Here is a 20,365-nt window from a genome sequence, read left to right as displayed (position 1 = left end):
GACAACACCATGCAAAACAACCTCATGCGCCGCATCTTCCCGCTGGCCGCCACCGCCGTGGCCGCGATGCTGGCCTCGGGCGCCGCGCTGGCGCAGGAAGTGGTCAAGATCGGCTATACCGGCCCGCTTTCCGGCGGCGCCGCGCTGTATGGCAAGAACGTGCTGTCGGGCGTGCAGATGGCCGTCGACGAGATCAATGCCTCGGGCCTGGAGGTCAAGGGCAAGAAGGTCAAGCTGGAGGTGGTGGCGCTGGACGACAAGTACTCGCCCGCCGAGGCCGCCATCAACGGGCGCCGCCTGGTGCAGCAGCACAAGACCCCGGCGGTGTTCGTGCCGCATTCGGGTGGCATCTTCGCGCTGCAGGCCTTCAACGAGCAGGAGAAATTTCTGGTGATGGCCTACTCCAGCGTGCCGCGCATCACCGATGCCGGCAACAAGCTGACCATCCGCATCCCGCCGGCCTATACCGGCTATATCGAACCGTTTATCAAGGCGCAGATGAAGCGCTACGGCAAGAACGTGGCGCTGGCCCCGGCCGACCACGACTACGCCAAGGCCTGGGTGCAGGCCTTCCTGCCGGCGTGGGAGGCCGCCGGCGGCAAGGTGGTGGCGAACAACCCGATGTCGTACACCAAGGCCACCGACTTCTACAGCGGCGTGTCGCGCGCCATCAGCGAGAAGCCGGACGTGATGTTCGTCGGCGGCCCGTCGGAGCCGACCGCGCTGGTGGTCAAGCAGGCGCGCGAACTGGGCTTCAAGGGCGGCTTTATCGTGATGGACCAGGCCAAGATGGACGAGATGGCCCGCGTCACCAACGGCCTGGGCATGCTCGAGGGCTCGATCGGCGTGCTGCCGCTGGTCAACGACAGCCGCCCCGCCACGCAAGCCTTCAACGCCCGGTACAAGAAGCTGCACGACGGGCGCGACGCCACCACCGAGATGTCCCTGAACTACACCATGGTGTATGCGCTGGCCGGAGCGATGAAGCTGGCCGGCACCACCAGCGACGCCACGGCGATCCGCGCGAAGATGCCGGATGCGGTCAAGGGCCTGGCCAAGGAGGTCAATCCCAACGAAGTCGACGGCATCGATGCCAAGGGCGGCTCGATGGCCGACACCGTGGTGGGCTGGGTGCAGAACGGCAAGATCTCGCAGGTCCGCTTGTCCGAACTGGCGAAGTAAAGCGGGACACGCGGCCGGTACCGCGAGCACAAACCCCGGCATGCCGCGAGGCATGCCGGGGTTTTTCATTGCGGCGGTCAAGCGCAACTAGCGGCGATCGCCGTCGCGGCCCTGGCGCGCCTCCATCTGGCCACGCTCCTGCTGCGCGCGCTGCTGCTGCATTTGCCGCTGCTGGTCCATTTGCTGGCGCTGGCGCTCCTGCATCTGCCGCTGCTGCTCGTGCATCTGCCGTTGCTGCTGTTCGGCCTGGCGCTGCATCGCCTGCTGGCGCTGCTGCTCATGCATCGCCCGCTGCTGTTCCTGCATCGCGCGTTGCTGCTCTTGCATATGGCGCTGCTGCTCGGCCTGCCGCTGCATGGCTTGCTGGCGCTGCTGCTCCTGCATGGCGCGTTGCTGCTCCTGCATATGGCGCTGCTGCTCGGCCTGCCGCTGCATGGCCTGCTGCCGTTGCTGTTCCTGCACCGCGCGCTGCTGATCCTGCATCTGGCGCTGTTGCTCGGCTTGCCGCTGCATCGCCTGCTGCCGTTGCTGGTCCTGCACCGCGCGCTGCTGGTCCTGCATCTGCCGCTGCTGCTCGGCTTGCCGCTGCATGGCCTGCTGCCGTTGCTGCTCCTGCACCGCGCGCTGCTGGTCCTGCATCTGGCGCTGCTGGTCCGCCTGCCGCTGCATGGCTTGCTGCCGTTGCTGCTCCTGCACCGCGCGCTGCTGGTCCTGCATCTGGCGCTGCTGGTCCGCCTGCCGCTGCGTGGCTTGCTGGCGCTGCTGCTCCTGCATCGCGCGCTGCTGCTCCTGCATCTGCCGCGGCTGCTGTTCGGCCTGGCGCTGCTGCGCTTCCTGCATCTGGCGCTGCTGTTCGAAGCGCTGGCGCTGCATCTCGTGCGATTGCCGCGCCGGATCCGGGCGTTCCTGCCCGTCGGCCCACTGGCGCGGCGGCATGCGCTGCTGGCGCTGCTCTTCCAGCTGCCGTTGCTGCTCGCGCAGCGCACGCTGCTGCTCGAACTGCTGGCGCTGCTGATCGCGCTGCGTCGCCTGTTGCTGGCGCTGGACGTCGCCGGCCCCGCCCGGCTGCCCGGCAAAGCCGCGCGCCTCGTCGGGCCGGGTGCTCTGGCCGCGGCCAGGGCCGCGCCACGACTCACCGCGGGCCTGTGCATCGTTGCGATCCGCACGGCCGTCGCCGTCGGCATCGATACGCCCGGGGCGCGGCTGGACCGGAGCGTGGTCGCGCGATGCGATCGCGGCCTGGCTCATGCGCACGTCCGGCACCGGCCGTGCGTCGCGACCGGGCCGGCGTTCGTTGCCGCCGCGCCAGGCCGGGCCGGCACCGGGCACGACCCCGCCCTCGCGCGCAAAGCGCCGGGCCAGGTCTTCCGTGGCCGGCCGGCCCGGCGCGCGCGCGGCGATGGCCTGGCGTTCGAAGCCATGGCGCGCCTGCGGCGGCAGCGGCCGCATCGGCGCCGCACCCACCAGGCTGCCCTTGACCGGCGCCACCGGCGGCGCGCCGTGGGCCTCGCCCGTCGGCAAGTTGCGCCATTCGGGGCGGTGCAGGCCGCGCGCCGGCCGTCCTTCGACAAAGTTGCGCGCCGGCATGCCGGTGATGGCGCCGGGCACGTTGCGGTTGGCGTAAGGCGGCGGGCGGCGGTCGCCCATCACGAAGTTGTTGACCGTAACCCGGTTGATGCGGGCGACGTAGGTCGGGCTGGCGCGATAGACCGGCCGGTAGGCGTCGCGCGGTCCCAGCGGATACCAGGCCACGCCCGGGCCGCTGCCGACGCGCACGCTCCAGTTAGGTCCGGCGGCGCCGACGAAGGCGACCAGCGCCGGGGCATAGCATGGGCGCACACGCGGCCCGGGGACCCAGCCCCAGCGCGAGCCCACATAAGCCCAGCGACCGTAATGCGACGGCGCGAAGCCCCACGGCGCGTCGTCGATCCAGGTCCAACCCCATGGCGCGATCCAGGCCCAGTGGCCGGCGCTGTATGGCACCCATCCCGCGCTGACCACGCGCGGGAACCAGATCGCGCCGTAGCCCGGGTCTTCCTGCCAGTCGCCATACCCGTCCAGCGCGGCGTAGCCCGGCATCTCGCGCGGCACATAGCGCGCCGACTGCGAAGCGTCCTCGCGCGCGTCGCGCGCCGCGGTCCAACGGTCGAACGCGTCTTCGGGCACCGCGCCACCGCCGGCATCGGCCAGGTCGGTGCCGGCAAAACGCATGCGGTCGCCGCGCTGCAGCTCGATGGTGCGGCTGTCGCCGTAGACCACCGCGCTGCCATGGCGCATGGTCACGGTAGTGGTGCTGCCGTCGGGCGCCACGTCGAGCCGGTAGTCGCCGGGCTCGCGCGGCACGAAGGCCAGGTTGGGGGTATCGACCTCGACGGTCTGGCCCGGCGGCAACGCGCGCACGCGCACCTGCAGCGTGCCCTGGGTCAGCTTGACCTGGGTGGTGCTGTCGTCCAGGTTCAGGATGCTGGCGGCGGTGGCGCCGCCCATGCGCAGCGCCACCGTGCCGGCGTGCAGTTCGGCGCGTCCGCCCGGCTCCAGCCAGAGCCGGTCGCCGGTGGTGACCGGCCGGTTCAGCCCGGCCGCGGCCCAGGCGTCCGAGCCGGCGGGCGCAAAGCTGAGATTGCCGTCGACCGCGGTCAGCGTGGCGATGCGCGAGGAAGGATCGGCCTGCTGCTGCGCGGCGTCGGCCACCGGGGCATCCAGGTAGGGTTCGCCCGGCGCGGCGGGCACCTGCGCCAGTGCAGCAGCCGCCACTGCAAGGCCGGCTGCGGCCGCCAGCGCGGTCAGCACCAGCCGGCCGCCAGGGCGGGGCGGAAAACGGCCAGCGGATTGGAAAGGATCAGACATGGAAGGGCAGGAGCGGGACCCGGCATGGGTCGGCGGGCAGGCCGGCCCACGCCGGCGGCCACCCTATTGTTACCATACATGGCCCCGGATGCCGCGGCGCGTCCGGTGCGGCACAGTTTGTAAGCTCGTATTTCGCCTGGCGCCCGGGCCGCGCGGCCCTGCCAGTGCGCGCGGCAGGCTGCGGGCGGGCCGGCGGGCGGCACCGCCGTGGCCAGGGCCCGTTGGCAGTCAAAGGTGGAAACAACTTCGGTGCGCCGGGCGGACGGCCCCGGACCGGCTGCCGCTCAGCCGGCGGCTTGCTGGCGCAGCATCTCGGTCAGGCGCTCGGCCGGCATCGGACGCCCGTACAGGTAGCCCTGCGCCTCATGGCAGCCATTGGCGAGCAGGAAATCGCGCTGCTCGGGGGTTTCCACGCCTTCGGCCACCACGCCGATGTGCAGGCTGGCGCCCACATTGATCACCGAGCGCACGATCGCCGCGTCGACCGGGTCTTCGGTGACGTTGCGGATAAAGGACTGGTCGATCTTGAGCCGGTCCACCGGGAACGACTTGAGGAAGCTGAGCGAGGCATAGCCCGTGCCGAAGTCATCGCAGGTCAGCGTGATGCCGTCGCGGCGCAGCGCCTGCAGCTGGTCCGAGACCTCGTCGCCCTGCTGCAGGGCGATGGTCTCGGTGATCTCGATCTCGAGGCAGTCCGGCGCCAGCTCCAGCGCCCGCAGTACGTGGCGCACCTCGGTCAGCAGCCGGCTTTCGGACAGCTGGGCCGCGAACAGGTTGATCGCCACGCGCGGCGGCCGCGGAAACGCCAGCGCCCAGGCACGGGCCTGGGCGCACGCAGTCTGCAGCAGCCACATGCCGACATCGCTGGCGATGCTGCTGCCGGCCAGCGCGTCGATGAAGGCCGCCGGCGACAGCAGCCCGCGGGTGGGATGGCGCCAGCGCATCAGTGCCTCGGCGCCATGGACGCGGCCGTCGCGCAGGTCGACCTGGGGCTGGTACAGCAGCTCGAACTGGCGCTGGGCATAGGCCTCGTGCAGGGCCTGCACCAGCGACAGCCGCGTGGTCACGTCCGAGCGCATCTGCGGCTTGAAGAAGCGGATGGTGCGGCCGCCGTCGTGCTTGGCCCGCGCCAGCGCCAGGCTCGCCGCCGCCAGCATGTCCGAAGCCTGTTCACCGGCCGCGGGCGCGACGCACGCGCCGATGCTGGCCAGCACGTGATGGCGGCGCCCGGCATGTTCGTGGGGAGAGGACAGCATCGACAGGATCGCGGCGCTGACGTGGCGCACCAGCGTGGGATCGGCAATGGAGGGCAGCAGCACGCCGAATTCGTCGCTGCCGATGCGGCCGATCGCGGCGTCGCGGGGCGAGGCATCGCGCAGGCGGCGGGCCACGCGCTGCAGGATGATGTCGCCTTCGGCATGGCCGTGCATGTCGTTGAAGGCGCGGAAGTCATCAATGCCGATCAGCAGCAATGCGCAGCGCGGCACAGCCTCGCTATGCAGGCGTGCCTCCAGCCGTTTCAGAAAGCCCTGGCGATTGTCAACGCCGGTCAGCGGATCGAGATCCGAGCCTGGCGAGGCGCCAGCCGACTTCGCCCCCGACTTGGCCACCATCCCTGCCCCATCTGTAATTGTCGACATTGTTACCCGCTAGCAATTTAGCAAGTGTGACGAAAACTTGGAAAAAATCAAGCAGTTCCGATACACGCCAAAACCCCTAGGCGCCGGCGCAACGCCGTCCCTGCCGCGACCCTGCTGCGCGTTGAATCGGGCGGCCGCATACAGTACCCTACCGCGCATCGGGGGCGCCCCCGCCCCGCCGCATGGTCCCGTTCCGCCCCCGCGGCGCGCCTTGCCGGCACCGGCGGTGCCCTGAACAAGAACAATTACCGGGATTTCACCGTGAATGAATGGACCATCCGCACGCGCATCCTGGCAAGCTTTTCGCTGATCCTGCTGGTGATGGCACTGATGGGCGTGGTCGCCTATACCCGCCTGGTCGCGATCGAACGCGAAACCGCGCTGATGCTGCGTGACGCGCTGCCCGGACTGAACTACAGCACCGGCATCCGCGGCGTCTGGGGCGAACGCTATGTGCTGGCCTGGCAGACCATCAACGCCACCGACGAGGCCGAGCGGCGGCGCTTCCAGCAGCAAGGCCAGGATGCTGCGAGCCGCCTGGACAAGCTCGAGCAGCAGTACGAATCCTCGATCACCCGCGACGACGACCGCGCTGCCTTCAAGGCCTATCTCGACCTGCGCGCGCGCTACGACCAGGCGGCCCAGGTCCTGTCCGGCCAGGCCGAGTGGAACGCCGCCGCCGCCGCGGCGGCGCTGCGCGGCGAGGCGCATGACCGCTGGTTCGAGGCGCGCAAGGCGACCCAGCGCCTGGTGGACGACAACAGCGCGGTCAGCTCGCGCGCCGCGCAGGGCATTGACGATGCCGTCAATGCCGCGAAGATCGGCATCGAGGCGGCGCTGATCGTGGCGGTGGTGGTGGCGCTGGTGTGCGGCTACCTGCTGCTGCGCGCGATCACGGTGCCGATGCAGTCGATCGTCGGCCTGCTGGCCGGCATCCGCGGCGGCGACCTGCGCCTGCGCATGGCGCTGCGCCGCAAGGATGAATTCCAGGAAGTGGAGGAAGGCTTCAACCAGATGACCGGCGAGCTGACCTCGCTGGTGGGCCAGGCCCAGCGCACCGCGATCCAGGTCACCACCTCGGTCAACGAGATCGCCGCGACCGCGCGCCAGCAGCAGGCCACCGCCACCGAGACCGCCGCCACCACCACGCAGATCGGCGCGACCTCGCGCGAAATCTCGGCCACCGCACGCGACCTGGTGCGCACCATCCACGAAGTCTCGAGCGCCGCCGAGCAGGCCGCGGGGCTGGCCGGCACCGGCCAGGTCGGGCTGTCGCGCATGGAAGGCACCATGCAGCATGTGATGGACGCCGCCGGCTCGGTCAACGCCAAGCTGGCCACGCTCAACGAGAAGGCCGGCAATATCAACCAGGTGGTGACCACCATCGCCAAGGTCGCCGACCAGACCAACCTGCTGTCGCTGAACGCCGCGATCGAGGCCGAGAAGGCCGGCGAGTACGGCCGCGGCTTTGCCGTGGTGGCCACCGAGATCCGCCGCCTGGCCGACCAGACCGCGGTTGCCACCTTCGACATCGAGCAGATGGTGCGCGAGATCCAGTCGGCGGTGTCGGCCGGCGTGATGGGCATGGACAAGTTCTCGGAGGAAGTGCGCCGCGGCATGTCCGAGGTCACGCAGGTGGGCGACCAGCTGTCGCAGATCATCGCCCAGGTGCAGTCGCTCGCGCCGCGCGTGCAGATGGTCAATGAAGGCATGCAGGCCCAGGCCGGCGGCGCCGAGCAGATCAACCAGGCACTGATGCAGTTGTCCGAGGCCGCGCAGCAGACCGTGGAATCGCTGCGCCAGTCGAGCCAGGCGATCGACGAACTGACGCTGGTCGCCAACGACCTGCGCAGCGGCGTGTCGCGCTTCAAGGTCTAGGCTGCCGTTTCCTCCCGTTTCCCGCACCGGGCCGTCGCACGCCGCCGCCATGAAACTCTTCCTGCTGTTCCGCCTCGGCGCCGACCACTATGCGCTCGATGCCGCCGAGGTGGCCGAGGTGCTGCCGCTGACGCGGCTGAAGCAGATTCCCGGCGCGCCGGCCTGGGTGGCGGGATTGATGCAGCGGCGCGGCCAGCCGGTGCCGGTGATCGACCTGCCCGCGCTGGCCACCGGCGTGCCCGCGGCGCTGCGCACCAGCACGCGCACGGTGCTGGTCCATTACCGCCGCGATGAAAGCGAACCGGTGCGGCTGCTCGGCCTGCGCCTGGAGGCGGCCACCCAGACCCTGCGCTGCCCGGCGGAATCGTTCGTCGATGCCGGCATCGCCGGCGCCAGCCCGCGCTATCTCGGTCCGGTGCGGCACGACGCGCGCGGGCTGGTGCAATGGGTCAGGGTCGGCGCGCTGCTGCCGGACGACGTCCATGCCATGCTGTTCGCCGCTGCCGCCGATGCCGCCGACGCAGCCGGGGAGGCCGCGTGAGCACCGCCGCGCATATCGAGGCCCTCCTCAAGGCCCGCATCGGCCTTGACGCCTGCGCCATCGGCAGCGGTGCAGTGGCGCGCGCCGTGCGCGAGCGCCAGCAAGCGCGGCAGGCGCCCGATACCGAGGCTTACTGGCAGCTGCTGCAAGGCACCGCCGACGAATTCCAGGCGCTGATCGAGGCCGTGGTGGTGCCCGAGACCTGGTTCTTCCGGCATCGCGAGGCCTTGCTTGCGCTGGGCCGCTTTGCCGCGGAACGCGCCTTTGCCGACGGCAGGCGCACGCTGAGGCTGCTGAGCCTGCCCTGCTCCACCGGCGAAGAGCCGTATTCGATCGCCATGGCGCTGCTCGATGCCGGCGTGCCGCCGGGGCGCTTCTATATCGACGCGGTCGACATCAGCGCGCGCGCGCTGGCGCGCGCGCGCCAGGCGCACTACAACGCCAATGCCTTCCGCAGCGCGCCATTAGACTTCCGCGACCGCTATTTCACCGCCACGCCCACCGGCTACGTGCTGGACCCGCGCGTGCGCGCGCAGGTGCGGCTGCGGCAGGGCAACCTGGTCGAGCCCGGCCTGCTGGCGGGCGAAGCGCCCTATGACTTCGTGTTCTGCCGCAACCTGCTGATCTACTTCGACGCCGCCGGGCAACGCCAGGCAGTGCAGACGCTGGTGCGACTGACCATGGCCGACGGCCTGCTGTTCGTCGGGCCGGCCGAGGCCAGCGTGCTGAGCGCGCAGGGGCTGGAGCCGGTCGGCATTCCGCTGTCCTTTGCCTTCCGCAAGCCGGCCGCCGCAGCGCCGCGCTCCCGGGCCACGCCCCACCCGCCGGTCCACGCCACCCAGCCGCCCCGCATGGCCGCGCCGCCGCGGCTGCCGCGCCCGCCAGCGACGCTGCGTCCGCCGGTGGTGCGCGCGCCCGCGCCGGCCGCAGCACCGGCCGCAAGGCCTGCGGCCGGCGCGCATGCGGACGCGCTGGCCGCGATCGCCGCCATGGCCGACCGCGGCGAACTGGACGCGGCCACCGCCGCCTGCCTGGCGCTGCTAGACCGTGCCGCGCCCGATGCCGATGGCACCGCGCTGGCCGATGCCTTTGGCATGCTCGGCGTGCTGCACGATGCCGCCGGCCGCACCGCCCAGGCGCACGCGGCCTACCGCAAGGCGCTGTACCTGGATCCCTCGCACCAGGAAAGCCTGTATCACCTGGCCGCGCTGCTCGACACCGAGGGCGACCACGACGGCGCCACCCGCCTGCGCCAGCGCGCGCAGCGCCACTCCCGCAAGCACCATGGCTGAGACCCACGCCCCTCCTTTTGCCACCGTGGTGCGCGCCGAAGGCGTGGACGACTGCTGGCGGCGCATCGGCGTGCGCGGCGACGGCAGCTGCCCGGCGCTGGCCGAACACGCACACTGCCGCAACTGCCCGACTTACGCACACGCCGCCGCGATGTTGCTCGACGCACAGCAGCTGGACCAGGCCCTGCAGGAACTGCCGGATGCGGCCGATGACAGCGGCAACGACAGCGGCAACGACCATGCCCAGGACGCCAGCGCGCTGGCCTGCCTGGTATTCCGCATCGGCGATGAATGGCTGGCGCTGCCGACCGCCGCGCTGGGCGAAGTCACGGCGCCGTGCCCGGTCCATTCGCTGCCCCACCGGCGCGATGCCGCGGTGCTGGGGCTGGCCGCGGTGCGCGGCAACCTGCTGGCCTGCCTGTCGCTGGCGCACCTGTTCGACACGGGCGCGGCCCAGGCCGAACTCGATGCCGCCGGCAGCCGCTTCCTGATCCTCGGACAAGGCCGCGCCGCGATCGCCCTGCCGGTAGCCGAGATCGCCGGCATCGTGCGCGTGCGGCGCGCCGCGCTGCAGCCGCTGCCAGCCACGCTGGCACGAGGCTCGGCCCGCTATACGCAGGCGCTGTTCGTCGACCAGGGCCGCAGCGTCGGCCTGCTCGACGCCGCGCAGGTACGCCACTCGCTGGACCGGAGCCTGGCATGAACCCCGAACAACTGCGCGACGCCTCGCTGCTGGAGCTGTTTGCGCTCGAAGCCGACGCCCAGGCCGAGATCCTCAACGCCGGCCTGCTGGCGCTGGAGCGCACCCCGGGCGCGCCCGCGCAGCTGGAGGCGTGCATGCGCGCGGCCCACTCGCTCAAGGGCGCGGCCCGCATCGTCGGGCTCGATGGCGGCGTGCGGCTGGCGCATGCGATGGAAGACTGCCTCGTCGCCGCGCAGGGCGGCATGCCGCTCACCGCCGCGCATATCGATGCGCTGCTGCAGGGCACCGACCTGCTGCTGCGCATCGGCCATCCGCCCGGCGGCGACCCGGACTGGTCCGAGCAGGCCGGCCGCGCCGAGATCGACGCGGTGATACAACGGCTGGGTTCGCTCGACGGCGGCGGCGCGCCGGCGCAGCCGGCTGCCACGCATGCGCCCGCCCCAGCAGCGGCGCCTGCCAGTACTCCCGCCCCTCGGCCTACCCTCGAGGCCGAACCAGCGCCCTCTGCGCCGATTGCCGCGCACGCCGGTGAAGGCCACGAGCGCATGCTGCGCGTGAATGCCGAGGCGCTGGACCAGCTGCTGGCGCTGTCGGGTGAGGCCATGGTCGAATCGCACTGGCTGCGGCCGTTCGGCGCATCGCTGCAGAAAGCGCGGCGCCAGCAGGCGCGCGCGCTGCGTGCGGCCGACGCGCTGCAGCAGGTCTTGCGCGAGACCCAGGATGGCGACGGCGCGCAGGCATTGTCGGCGGCCCAGGCGGCGCTGGCCGAACTGCGCCAGCTGCTCGACGATGGCCACCAGCAACTGGCGGCGCGGCTGGACGAGTTCGAGCAGTACGACCATCGCGCCACGCGGCTGGCGCGCCGGCTCTACGACAGCGCGCTGGCCTCGCGCATGCGCCCGCTGTCCGACGGCCTGGCGGGCTACGCGCGCATGGTGCGCGACCTGGGCCGCGCGCTGGGCAAGCCGGTGCACCTGGAACTGTCCGGTGCCGGCACGCAGGTGGACCGCGACATCCTCGAGGCGCTCGATGCGCCGCTGGCCCACCTGCTGCGCAATGCCGTCGACCATGGCATCGAGGCGCCGGCAGTGCGCGCGGCGCAGGGCAAGCCGCCGGAAGGCCGCGTGATGCTGCACGCGCGCCACAACGCCGGCCGGCTGCAGATCGAGATCTCCGACGACGGCGCCGGGGTCGACCTGGAAGCGCTGCGGCGCGCCATCGTGCGGCGGCGGCTGGCCTCCGAGGACACGGCGGCGCGGCTGTCGCAGGCAGAGTTGCTCGACTTCCTGCTGCTGCCCGGCTTCAGCATGCGCGACACCGTTTCTGAAGTGTCCGGGCGCGGCGTCGGCCTCGATGCGGTGCAGGAGATGGTGCGCCGCGTGCGCGGCAGCCTGCGCCTGACCCAGCAGCCTGGGCACGGCCTGCACTTCAGCCTGGAGCTGCCGCTGACGCTGTCGGTGGTGCGCACGCTGCTGGTGGACGTGGCCGGCGAAGCCTATGCCTTCCCGCTGGGCCGCGTGCTGCGCGCGACCTCGGTGGCGCGCGGCGAGATCGAACAGACCGAGGGCCACCAGCATTTCCGCCACGAAGGTCGCGCCATCGGCCTGGTCAGCGCGGCGCAGGTGCTGCAGCGGGCCGGCGCCGACGCGCCGGCGCGCGAGCAGGTCCCGGTGGTTGTCATCGGCGAAGGCGAGCGCACCTATGGCATCGCGGTCGACCGCATGCTGGGCGAACGCCTGCTGGTGGTGCAGCCGCTGCCCGCGGCGCTGGGCAAGATCCGCGACATTGCCGCCGGCAGCCTGACCGACGACGGCACGCCGGTGCTGATCTTCGATGTCGAGGACATGATCCGCTCGGTCGAGAAGCTGGTCTCCGAAGGCCGCATCGAAGGCGTGCGCCAGGGCGCGGCGACGAGCGTGCAGGCGCGCGCGCGCCGGGTGCTGGTGGTGGACGACTCGCTGACGGTGCGCGAACTGCAGCGCAAGCTGCTGGCCGGACGCGGCTATGACGTGACGGTGGCGGTCGACGGCATGGACGGCTGGAACGTGCTGCGTGCCGAGCCCTTCGACCTGGTCATCACCGACATCGACATGCCGCGCATGGACGGCATCGAGCTGGTGCGGCGCATCCGCCAGGACGCCGCGCTGCGCCAGCTGCCGGTGATGGTAGTGTCGTACAAGGACCGCGAACAGGACCGCCAGCGCGGCCTGGAGGCCGGCGCGGACTATTATCTGGCCAAGGGCAGTTTCCACGACGCCGCGTTGCTCGACGCGGTCCAGGACCTGATCGGCGAGGCACGTCCATGAAAATCGGCATCGTCAATGATTCCGCGCTCGCGGTCGCCGCGCTGCGGCGCGCGCTGGCGCTGGATCCGTCGTTCGAGATCGCGTGGATCGCCGGCGACGGCGCCCAGGCGGTGCAGATGGCCGCGCGCCAGACCCCGGACCTGATCCTGATGGACCTGCTGATGCCGGTCATGGACGGGGTCGAGGCCACGCGCCGGATCATGGCCGCCACGCCCTGCGCCATCGTGGTGGTGACCATGGACCTGGGCCGCAACGCCTCTCAGGTGTTCGACGCGATGGGCCATGGCGCCATCGACGCGGTCGACACCCCGACGCTGGCCGAGGCCGACGCGCAGCTGGCCGCCGGTCCGCTGCTGCGCAAGCTGCGCAACATCGCGCGCCTGCTGGCCGGCCGGGTGGCGCCGCAGCATGCGCTGGCGGTGGCGCCGCGCGCCGTCAGCGCGGCGCGGCTGGTGGCGATCGGCGCCTCGGCCGGCGGCCCGGCCGCACTGGCCGCGCTGCTGGGCGCGCTGCCGGCGGACTTCGGCGCCGCCGTGGTCACGGTGCAGCATGTCGACGAGGCCTTTGCCGCCGGCATGGCCGACTGGCTCGACGGACAGTGCGCGCTGCCGGTGCGCATCGCCCGCGCCGGCGAGACTCCGCAGGCCGGCACCGTGCTGCTGGCCGGCACCAACGACCACCTGCGCCTGGCCAGCCCGAGCCGGCTGGCCTACACCGAACAACCCTGCGATTACCTTTACCGCCCCTCCATCGATGTGTTCTTCGAAAGCGTGGTGGAACACTGGCGCGGCGACGTGGTCGGCGTGCTGCTCACCGGCATGGGGCGCGACGGCGCGCTGGGCCTGAAGGCCATGCGCGACCGCGGCTTCCTGACCATCGCCCAGGACCGCGCCACCAGCGCCGTGTACGGCATGCCCAAGGCCGCCGCCGCGCTCGGCGCTGCCGCCGAGATCCTGCCGCTGCCGCGCATCGCGCCGCGGCTGGTGCAGGCGTGCGGCCCGGCGGCACTGACCTGGCCTGCGCCGCCCGTCTGAAAGAATGCAACCGGTCCCAGGCCGTGCCGGGACCGCGAGAACAGGAATTGAACATGCAATCCGAATCCTCCAACCCCGCCGGCATGCCCGCCGCGACCGACAAGCAAGAGTACCTTGCCATGGTGCTGCTGGTGGACGACCAGGCCATGGTCGGCGAAGCAGTGCGCCGCGCGCTCGCCACCGAGCCCGATATCGACTTCCACTACTGCTCGCAGCCCGATGAAGCGGTGGCGGTGGCGCAGCGCACCAAGCCCACGGTGATCCTGCAGGACCTGGTGATGCCGGGCGTGGACGGGCTGACGCTGGTGCAGCGCTACCGCGACAACCCCGCCACGCGCGATATCCCGATCATCGTGCTGTCGACCAAGGAAGAAGCCGCGACCAAGGGCGCGGCCTTTGCCGCCGGCGCCAACGACTACCTGGTCAAGCTGCCGGACAGCATCGAGCTGATCGCGCGCATCCGCTACCACTCGCGCTCGTACCTGAACCAGCTGCAGCGCGACGAAGCCTACCGCGCGCTGCGCCAGAGCCAGCAGCAGCTGCTGGAGACCAACCTGGAGCTGCAGCGCCTGACCAACTCGGACGGGCTGACCGGCTTGTCCAACCGGCGCTATTTCGACGAATACCTCGGCGCGGAATGGCGCCGCGCGCTGCGCGAGCAGACCGAGCTGGCGCTGCTGATGATCGATGTCGACGCCTTCAAGGCCTACAACGACACCTATGGCCACGTCGCCGGCGACGACGTGCTGCGCCGCGTCGCCGCGGTGATACGCGACAATTGCGCGCGCGCCACCGACCTGCCCGCGCGCTTTGGCGGCGAAGAGTTCGCCATGGTGCTGCCCGCCACCTCGCCCGGCGGCGTGCGGCTGCTGGCTGAAAAGGTCCGGCGCGCGGTGCAGGGGCTGGCCATCGCCCACAGCGGCTCGCCCGCCTTCCATTGCGTCACCGTCAGCATCGGCGGCGCGGTACTGGTGCCCCAGCCCGATGCCCAGCCCAGCGAGCTGGTGCAGGCGGCCGATGCGGGCCTGTACCAGGCCAAGCGCAACGGCCGCAACCAGGTCATGATGTCGCCGGCCTGAGGCACGGCGGCAACAACCGGTTACACATCTGCACATGCGGCATGGCGGCCCGCAGGCTTGCCTCGCCGCGCCGCTGCGCCTGCGCTGCCAAGGCGCGCCGCCTGCGGGGCCCGCGCAGGCATCACCTCCTGTCGGAATCGTCCGACACTGAATTCGGAGCGTCGCGCCTGTCTGGCCTACGGCTTCAAACCTATCGTTGCATCACGGCAAGCGTGATCCCGCGCCTGCATACCAGATAGCAACTGGCCACGCGGCCGCCGCGATCCGCGCCGGCATGGGCCAGCTCGTCTCTGACTCTAACAGCAAGAGGTGACCCATGCTTCGATCCAAGACCCTTTTCCTCGGGCTCGCGCTGGCCGCGACCGCGGTGCTGACAGCGTGCGGCGGCGGCGATGACGGCATCGACGACCGCATCGGCCTGAGCAAGCCGAGCGTGCGCGTGATCCACGCCGTCACCGGCGGCCCCAACGTCGACGTGCTGCAGAACGGCGCGCTCACCAGCATGGTCAACAAGCCCTACAAGTTCGTCTCGACCTACTTCAACGTTGAAACCGGCAACCAGCTGATCTCGTTCAACACCGCCGGCACGCAGACCGAACTGGCCCGCGCCAGCCTGGTGGCGGCCACCGGCCACAAGTACACCGTGGTGGCGGTGCCGGGTGCATCGGTCGCGGAAACGGTGACGATCGACGATCCGTTCGGCAAGGGCCTGCTGTCGAACAAGGCGCGCGTGCGCTCGCTGAACGCCTCGTTCAACGCGCAGAACATCGACATCTACGTGACCCTGCCCGCGATCGACCTGAACTCGGTCGCGCCGACCTTCGCCGCGGTGGGCTACAAGCAGGCCTCGCCGGCATCGGGCCAGGATTCGATCGACCTGGACGGCAACACCACCTACCGCCTGCGCATCACGCCGGCCGGCACCAAGACCGTGATCTTCGACTCCGGCGCGCTGACGCTGGCGAACAACGCCGACTGGCTGATCACCACCATCCCGTCGGATGGCATCGCCGGCCTGACGCCGAACAAGATCAAGGTGCTGGTGGCACGCGGCGACGACGAGTCGCAAGCCGGCCTGGAACTGGTGACGACGCAATAACGCTGTCGCGGTTGCCCGTGGCAGGCGTGCAGCATGCGGGAGGCCGGTCCGGAGGGACCGGCCTTTTTTTGTTCAGGGCTCGGCGTCAGTCCGCGCGGGGGCTTCGTCGGCCGGCTCCAGCTCCGCCTTCAGCACGGCCAGGTGCGAGATATACGACTCCAGTTCGGCCCGTCCCTGCGCGGTGATGCAATACACGCGGCCGCTGCCCTCGACCAGTTCGGCGGTGATGGCGCGGGCCATCATCAGGCTGCGCAGAATCGGCCGCAGCGAGCGGATGTTCTTGTCGATGCCACGCTCGCGCAGCCGGTCGACCAGGCTGAGCACCGTCGACGGGCTCGACTGGACCAGCTTGAGCACATAGATTCGGGAGAAAAACCGGTCAAGGGTAGGCGGTTTCATGGGCGCTGTCGGCGCACCCGATGGTGCGGGAATCCTGATCATCATGCGCAGCCCATGACTGCTGCCGCAGTCGGGCACTCTCTGGGAACAAGGCGGGCGGACGCGCGACGCGCCCGCGAAAGAAAACGGGGTGCGCGAAGGCACCCCGAAAGCTTGCGTTGCTCGCGCCGGCCGCTTGCAGGGCCGGCGCCATTCCGGGGCGCTCGCTGGCGCTAGTCTTCCTGGAACGCTTCCTCGCGCTTGGCCTTGATCGACGGCAGCGCCACCACCGCCACCAGCGCGGCGGCCGCGATCAGCAGGCCCACCGACAGCGGCCGGGTCACGAACACGCTGAAGTCGCCTCGCGACAGCAGCAGCGTGCGGCGGAAGTTCTCTTCCATCATCGGCCCCAGCACGAAGCCGAGCAGCAGCGGCGCCGGTTCACACTTGAGCTTCAGGAACAGGTAGCCGATCACGCCGAAGCCCGCGGCCATGAAGACGTCGAAGGTCTGGTTGTTGACCGAGTACACGCCGATGCCGCAGAACACCAGGATCGCCGGGTACAGGAAGCGGTACGGCACGGTCAGCAGCTTCACCCAGATGCCGATCATCGGCAGGTTCAGGATGATCAGCATCAGGTTGCCGATCCACATCGACGCGATCAGGCCCCAGAACAGCGACGGGTTGCTGGTCATTACCTGCGGGCCGGGCTGGATGTTGTGGATGGTCATCGCCCCCACCATCAGCGCCATCACCGCGTTGGGCGGAATGCCCAGCGTCAGCAGCGGGATGAACGAGGTCTGCGCCGCGGCGTTGTTGGCCGATTCCGGACCGGCCACGCCTTCGATCGCGCCCTTGCCGAACTCATGCGCGTTCTTGGAAGTCTTCTTCTCCAGCGAATACGCCGCGAACGAGGCCAGCGAGGCACCGCCGCCCGGCAGGATGCCCAGCGCCGAGCCCAGCGCGGTGCCGCGCAGCACCGCCGGGATCATGCGCTTGAAGTCTTCCCTGGTCGGGAACAGGTTGGTGACCTTGTTGGTAAAGGTTTCGCGGGCTTCCTTCTGCTCCAGGTTGGCGATGATCTCGGCAAAGCCGAACATGCCCATTGCCAGTGCGACGAAGTCGATGCCGTCGGTCAGCTCCGGCACGTCAAACGAGAAGCGCGCAGCGCCCGAGTTCACGTCGGTGCCGATCAGGCCCAGCAGCAGGCCCAGCACGATCATCGCGATGGCCTTGGGCAGCGAGCCGGAAGCCAGCACCACGGCACCGATCAGGCCCAGCACCATCAGCGAGAAGTACTCGGCCGGGCCGAACTTGAAGGCGATTTCCGACAGCGGCGTGGCGAAAGCGGCCAGGATCAGCGTGGCCACGCAGCCGGCGAAGAACGAACCGAGGCCCGCGGTGGCCAGCGCCACCCCTGCCCTGCCTCGCCTTGCCATCTGGTAGCCGTCGATGGTGGTCACCACCGACGACGATTCACCGGGCAGGTTCACCAGGATGGCGGTGGTCGAGCCGCCGTACTGCGCGCCGTAGTAGATGCCGGCCAGCATGATCAGCGCGGCCACCGGCGGCAGCGTGTAGGTGATCGGCAGCAGCATGGCGATGGTGGCCAGCGGCCCCAGGCCCGGCAGCACACCGATCAGCGTGCCCAGCACGCAGCCCAGGAAGGCGTAGGCCAGGTTCTGCAGCGACAGCGCGGTGGAAAAACCCAGCGCGAGGTGTTCAAACAATTCCATGATGCGGCGCTCCTTAACCGGTGATGAAGGCCGGCCACACCGGCATCTGCAGGTTGATGCCGTACACGAAGGCGCCCAGGCTGATCAGCACCAGCACCACCGCGTTGAGCAGCGCGCCCTTCCAGCTGAATTCATGGCTGGCCATCGACGACACCAGCACCAGCACGAACACCGACAGCACCATGCCCAGCGGCTTGAGCAGCAGGCCGAACAGCACCACCGAGCCGAGGATCCACAGCAACGTCTTCAGGTCCCAGCGGGCCAGGTGGTCCTGCTCGCCCTTGGGCGACAGCGAGGTCAGCAGCACCACCGCCCCCAGCACCGCGAGCACCAGGCCCAGCAGGAATGGAAAGTATCCGGGTCCCATCTTGGCGGCCGTCCCCATGGAATAGCCGCGAGCGACCCAGGAAAAGCCCAGCCCGACCAGAATGAACATCAGGCCGGAGGCAAAGTCCTTTTGGCTGCGTATGCGCAAAACGATTCTCCTCAAAGTTCACGAAATGCCGTGCCGGGGCGCACTGGCTCTGGCGCAACGAGCATGCAAGCGGGCATGCTCCCCGACGGTTGACCCGAACCTTAGAGACGTGATCTTTCAGGTGCCTTTCATTTGTCCTGTTTTAGGGGTATTTACCAATGACCGCTTAAAACAAGGCAAATCCGGTCGAATGACGCGAGCAAATACATCACAACGTGATGCATTTTTCTCAGGAAAAGGATGGAGAGCGGACAGGAACGTCAGGCCAACAAGACGGCGCGCGCACTTGCATCAACGCAAGGCGCGGCCGCAAAGACGCGCACCGCTGCCGTGCCGGGCAGCCCGCGCGTGCGCTGGGAGGGAGAGCCAGCGATGACACGATGACACATCGATCTTTCGAAAGGCTTTCAATGCGAGCATTTCAATACAGCTTTCAATGCCGTCACCGCGCTGCTTCGGCAGCGGGCGCTGACGCGCCTGGCGCATCGACGACCTCGCCTGCGTCTTCGCAGGGTGTGCCCATGCTGGTATCGGGCGCCTGCCCCACGGCCTCCACCGGATGCGGCGCGACCGGCAGGATCTGGCTGCCGCGCCAGTTGCCGAAGCGGTAGTAGCCAACCGCCAGCGCCAGCGACACCACCGAACCGAGCGGGAAACTCCACCAGATCGCGTCGGCGCCGAGACGCGGGCCCAGCGCCCAGGCGAACGGCAGCCGGATCACCCACATCGACAGGAACAGGATCACCAGCGGCGCCATCACCGCGCCGGTGGCGCGCACCGTGCCGAAGATGACGATGGTGAAGCCGAACAGGATGAACGACCACAGCACCACCACGTTGATATGCTGCGCGATGCCGATGGCGACGCCGTCGGTGCCGAGGAACAGCCCCAGCGAATGGCGGTTGAACAGGTAGATGAGCGCCACCAGCGCCCCCGTCATCGCCACGTTGAACAGCAGCCCCACGCGCGTGATGCGCGCCACGCGCTGCCACAGCCCGGCGCCGACGTTCTGCGCCACCATCGACGACACGCTCGCGCCCACCGCCAGCGCGGGCATCTGCACATAGGTCCACAGCTGCGATGCCACGCCATAGGCGGCGGTGGTCTGCGAGCCATAGGCGTTGACCAGTGCCATCATCACGATCGCGGACGACGAGATCACCACCATCTGCAGCCCCATCGGCAGGCCCTTGACCACCAGCGCGCGCAGGATCGCCGGGTCCGGCACCAGCAGCGCCAGCTGGCCGCGGTGCAGCAGCAGGAAATGCCGGCGCCGGTACAGCAGCGCCATCATCGCCGCCAGGCTCGCCAGCTGGGCGATCAGCGTGGCCAGCGCCGAGCCGGCGATACCCATGGCGGGGACCGGGCCGACGCCGAAGATCAGCACCGGGTTGAGCGCGACGTCGAGCACCACCGACAGCAGCATGAACCAGAACGGCGTGCGCGAATCGCCGGCGCCGCGCAGCGTCATCATCACGAAGTTGTAGAAGTACATGAACGGCAGCGCCAGGAAGATGATGCGCAGGTAGGCCACCGCCAGCGGCGCGGCGTCGGGCGGAGTCCGCATCGCCGCGAGGATGTCGGGGGTGTAGAAGTAGCCGAGCGCCGACGCCAGCACCGACAGCGCGACGAAGAAGGTGGTGCTGGTGCCGACCACGCGCCGCGCCTCGTCGATGTCGCGCGCGCCGACTGCCTGGCCAACCATGATGGTGTTGGCCATGCTGATGCCGAACACCACGCCCAGCAGGAAGAACAGGATGATGTTGGCGTTGGAGGTGGCGGTCAGCGCGGCCTCGCCCAGGAAGCGCCCGACCCAGACCGAATTGATCGAAGCGTTCAGCGACTGCAGGATGTTGCTGCCTAGCACCGGCAGCGAGAACAGCAGCAAGGTCCGGCCGATCGGGCCGGTGGTCAGTCTGGCATCGGGCTTCATGGGGCTTCGCGCGGCGGAAATCCGGCCAGTCTATTCCTGCCACCCGGGGGCCTACAAGCATGCCGCGGCATCCGCACCGCCGCCAGCGCCGGCCGGCCGCGGCGCCTCGCCCGGCTTTTTACCTGAATGAGTTATTTCCGGCCGATGGCCGCCGCCGCATACTCCGGCTGGGACCAGCGCGTCCCGGGCCGGCTGCCGGACGGGGTTATCCGGGCTTATCCGGATGGATCCGGCATGCGAGC

The 20,365-nt window shown here is 69.9% G+C and carries 15 protein-coding genes; 9 read left to right on the top strand and 6 right to left on the bottom strand.

Translation table 11 applies throughout. From position 1 onward, the window contains the following. Positions 1–9 precede the first annotated feature (9 nt). The gene (locus tag C7416_RS02030) at positions 10–1,182 is read left to right on the top strand and encodes an ABC transporter substrate-binding protein (RefSeq protein WP_111516882.1); all 1,173 of its coding nucleotides are present in this window, start codon (positions 10–12) and stop codon (positions 1,180–1,182) included. An 87-nt stretch (positions 1,183–1,269) separates the two neighbouring features. On the opposite strand, the gene C7416_RS02025 is transcribed toward C7416_RS02030, so the two are convergent. Next, positions 1,270–4,029, bottom strand: a complete 2,760-nt coding sequence (locus tag C7416_RS02025; protein ID WP_111516881.1) for a DUF6600 domain-containing protein — start codon at positions 4,027–4,029, stop codon at positions 1,270–1,272. A gap of 284 nt (positions 4,030–4,313) precedes the next feature. Next, entirely contained in the window at positions 4,314–5,642 is a 1,329-nt protein-coding gene (locus C7416_RS02020; protein ID WP_111516880.1) for a putative bifunctional diguanylate cyclase/phosphodiesterase, read from the bottom strand. A 288-nt stretch (positions 5,643–5,930) separates the two neighbouring features. Between C7416_RS02020 and C7416_RS02015 the strand changes: the two genes are divergently transcribed. The 8 genes from C7416_RS02015 (at position 5,931) to C7416_RS01980 (ending at position 15,601) form a co-directional block, all read left to right on the top strand. Next, entirely contained in the window at positions 5,931–7,547 is a 1,617-nt protein-coding gene (locus C7416_RS02015) for a methyl-accepting chemotaxis protein (protein WP_111516879.1), read from the top strand. Between the two features lie 49 nt (positions 7,548–7,596). Next, positions 7,597–8,088, top strand: coding sequence for a chemotaxis protein CheW (locus C7416_RS02010; protein ID WP_111516878.1), 492 nt, complete (start codon positions 7,597–7,599; stop codon positions 8,086–8,088). After that, positions 8,085–9,380 carry a CheR family methyltransferase gene (locus C7416_RS02005; RefSeq protein ID WP_111516877.1) on the top strand — a complete coding sequence of 432 codons (1,296 nt, stop codon included), beginning with the start codon at positions 8,085–8,087 and terminating at the stop codon, positions 9,378–9,380. Before C7416_RS02010 ends, C7416_RS02005 begins: the two co-directional genes overlap by 4 nt. Further along, on the top strand, positions 9,373–10,083 hold the full coding sequence (locus tag C7416_RS02000) for a chemotaxis protein CheW (RefSeq protein WP_111516876.1): 711 nt from the start codon (positions 9,373–9,375) through the stop codon (positions 10,081–10,083). Before C7416_RS02005 ends, C7416_RS02000 begins: the two co-directional genes overlap by 8 nt. Further along, positions 10,080–12,389: a hybrid sensor histidine kinase/response regulator gene (locus C7416_RS01995; protein WP_111516875.1), complete on the top strand. Its 2,310-nt coding sequence runs from the start codon at positions 10,080–10,082 to the stop codon at positions 12,387–12,389. The genes C7416_RS02000 and C7416_RS01995 overlap by 4 nt, the downstream gene beginning before the upstream one ends. Then, the gene (gene cheB, locus C7416_RS01990) at positions 12,386–13,423 is read left to right on the top strand and encodes a chemotaxis response regulator protein-glutamate methylesterase (protein WP_111516874.1); all 1,038 of its coding nucleotides are present in this window, start codon (positions 12,386–12,388) and stop codon (positions 13,421–13,423) included. The genes C7416_RS01995 and cheB overlap by 4 nt, the downstream gene beginning before the upstream one ends. A gap of 53 nt (positions 13,424–13,476) precedes the next feature. Continuing rightward, the gene (locus C7416_RS01985; protein ID WP_290367845.1) at positions 13,477–14,502 is read left to right on the top strand and encodes a diguanylate cyclase; all 1,026 of its coding nucleotides are present in this window, start codon (positions 13,477–13,479) and stop codon (positions 14,500–14,502) included. Positions 14,503–14,818: 316 nt separating this feature from the next. Continuing rightward, a complete protein-coding gene (locus tag C7416_RS01980; RefSeq protein ID WP_111516873.1) occupies positions 14,819–15,601 on the top strand; it encodes a DUF4397 domain-containing protein in 783 nt (260 codons plus the stop codon). Between the two features lie 72 nt (positions 15,602–15,673). On the opposite strand, the gene C7416_RS01975 is transcribed toward C7416_RS01980, so the two are convergent. The 4 genes from C7416_RS01975 to C7416_RS01960 form a co-directional block, all read right to left on the bottom strand. Further along, complete coding sequence (locus C7416_RS01975; protein WP_111516872.1) at positions 15,674–16,000, bottom strand: helix-turn-helix transcriptional regulator; 327 nt, start codon at positions 15,998–16,000, stop codon at positions 15,674–15,676. A 212-nt stretch (positions 16,001–16,212) separates the two neighbouring features. Then, a complete protein-coding gene (locus tag C7416_RS01970) occupies positions 16,213–17,715 on the bottom strand; it encodes a tripartite tricarboxylate transporter permease (protein ID WP_092310851.1) in 1,503 nt (500 codons plus the stop codon). Between the two features lie 13 nt (positions 17,716–17,728). Beyond that, positions 17,729–18,190: a tripartite tricarboxylate transporter TctB family protein gene (locus C7416_RS01965; protein ID WP_025585326.1), complete on the bottom strand. Its 462-nt coding sequence runs from the start codon at positions 18,188–18,190 to the stop codon at positions 17,729–17,731. Positions 18,191–18,632: 442 nt separating this feature from the next. After that, on the bottom strand, positions 18,633–20,123 hold the full coding sequence (locus C7416_RS01960; RefSeq protein ID WP_111516871.1) for an MATE family efflux transporter: 1,491 nt from the start codon (positions 20,121–20,123) through the stop codon (positions 18,633–18,635). Between the last annotated feature and the right edge of the window lie 242 nt (positions 20,124–20,365).

The sequence above is a fragment of the Cupriavidus phytorum genome, from assembly GCF_003254285.1.
GTDB lineage: Bacteria > Pseudomonadota > Gammaproteobacteria > Burkholderiales > Burkholderiaceae > Cupriavidus > Cupriavidus phytorum.
This window is presented reverse-complemented; position numbering and strand designations above follow the sequence as displayed.

Bases quoted from the DNA above. Each gene is read 5' to 3' on its own strand.
- C7416_RS02020 (WP_111516880.1), bottom strand. From the start codon at position 5,642: ATGGTGGCCAAGTCGGGGGCGAAGTCGGCTGGCGCCTCGCCAGGCTCG.
- C7416_RS02010 (WP_111516878.1), top strand. From the start codon at position 7,597: ATGAAACTCTTCCTGCTGTTCCGCCTCGGCGCCGACCACTATGCGCTC.
- C7416_RS01980 (WP_111516873.1), top strand. From the start codon at position 14,819: ATGCTTCGATCCAAGACCCTTTTCCTCGGGCTCGCGCTGGCCGCGACC.
- cheB (WP_111516874.1), top strand. From the start codon at position 12,386: ATGAAAATCGGCATCGTCAATGATTCCGCGCTCGCGGTCGCCGCGCTG.
- C7416_RS01985 (WP_290367845.1), top strand. From the start codon at position 13,477: ATGCAATCCGAATCCTCCAACCCCGCCGGCATGCCCGCCGCGACCGAC.
- C7416_RS02025 (WP_111516881.1), bottom strand. From the start codon at position 4,029: ATGTCTGATCCTTTCCAATCCGCTGGCCGTTTTCCGCCCCGCCCTGGC.
- C7416_RS01960 (WP_111516871.1), bottom strand. From the start codon at position 20,123: ATGAAGCCCGATGCCAGACTGACCACCGGCCCGATCGGCCGGACCTTG.
- C7416_RS02030 (WP_111516882.1), top strand. From the start codon at position 10: ATGCAAAACAACCTCATGCGCCGCATCTTCCCGCTGGCCGCCACCGCC.
- C7416_RS01975 (WP_111516872.1), bottom strand. From the start codon at position 16,000: ATGAAACCGCCTACCCTTGACCGGTTTTTCTCCCGAATCTATGTGCTC.
- C7416_RS01970 (WP_092310851.1), bottom strand. From the start codon at position 17,715: ATGGAATTGTTTGAACACCTCGCGCTGGGTTTTTCCACCGCGCTGTCG.
- C7416_RS02000 (WP_111516876.1), top strand. From the start codon at position 9,373: ATGGCTGAGACCCACGCCCCTCCTTTTGCCACCGTGGTGCGCGCCGAA.
- C7416_RS01995 (WP_111516875.1), top strand. From the start codon at position 10,080: ATGAACCCCGAACAACTGCGCGACGCCTCGCTGCTGGAGCTGTTTGCG.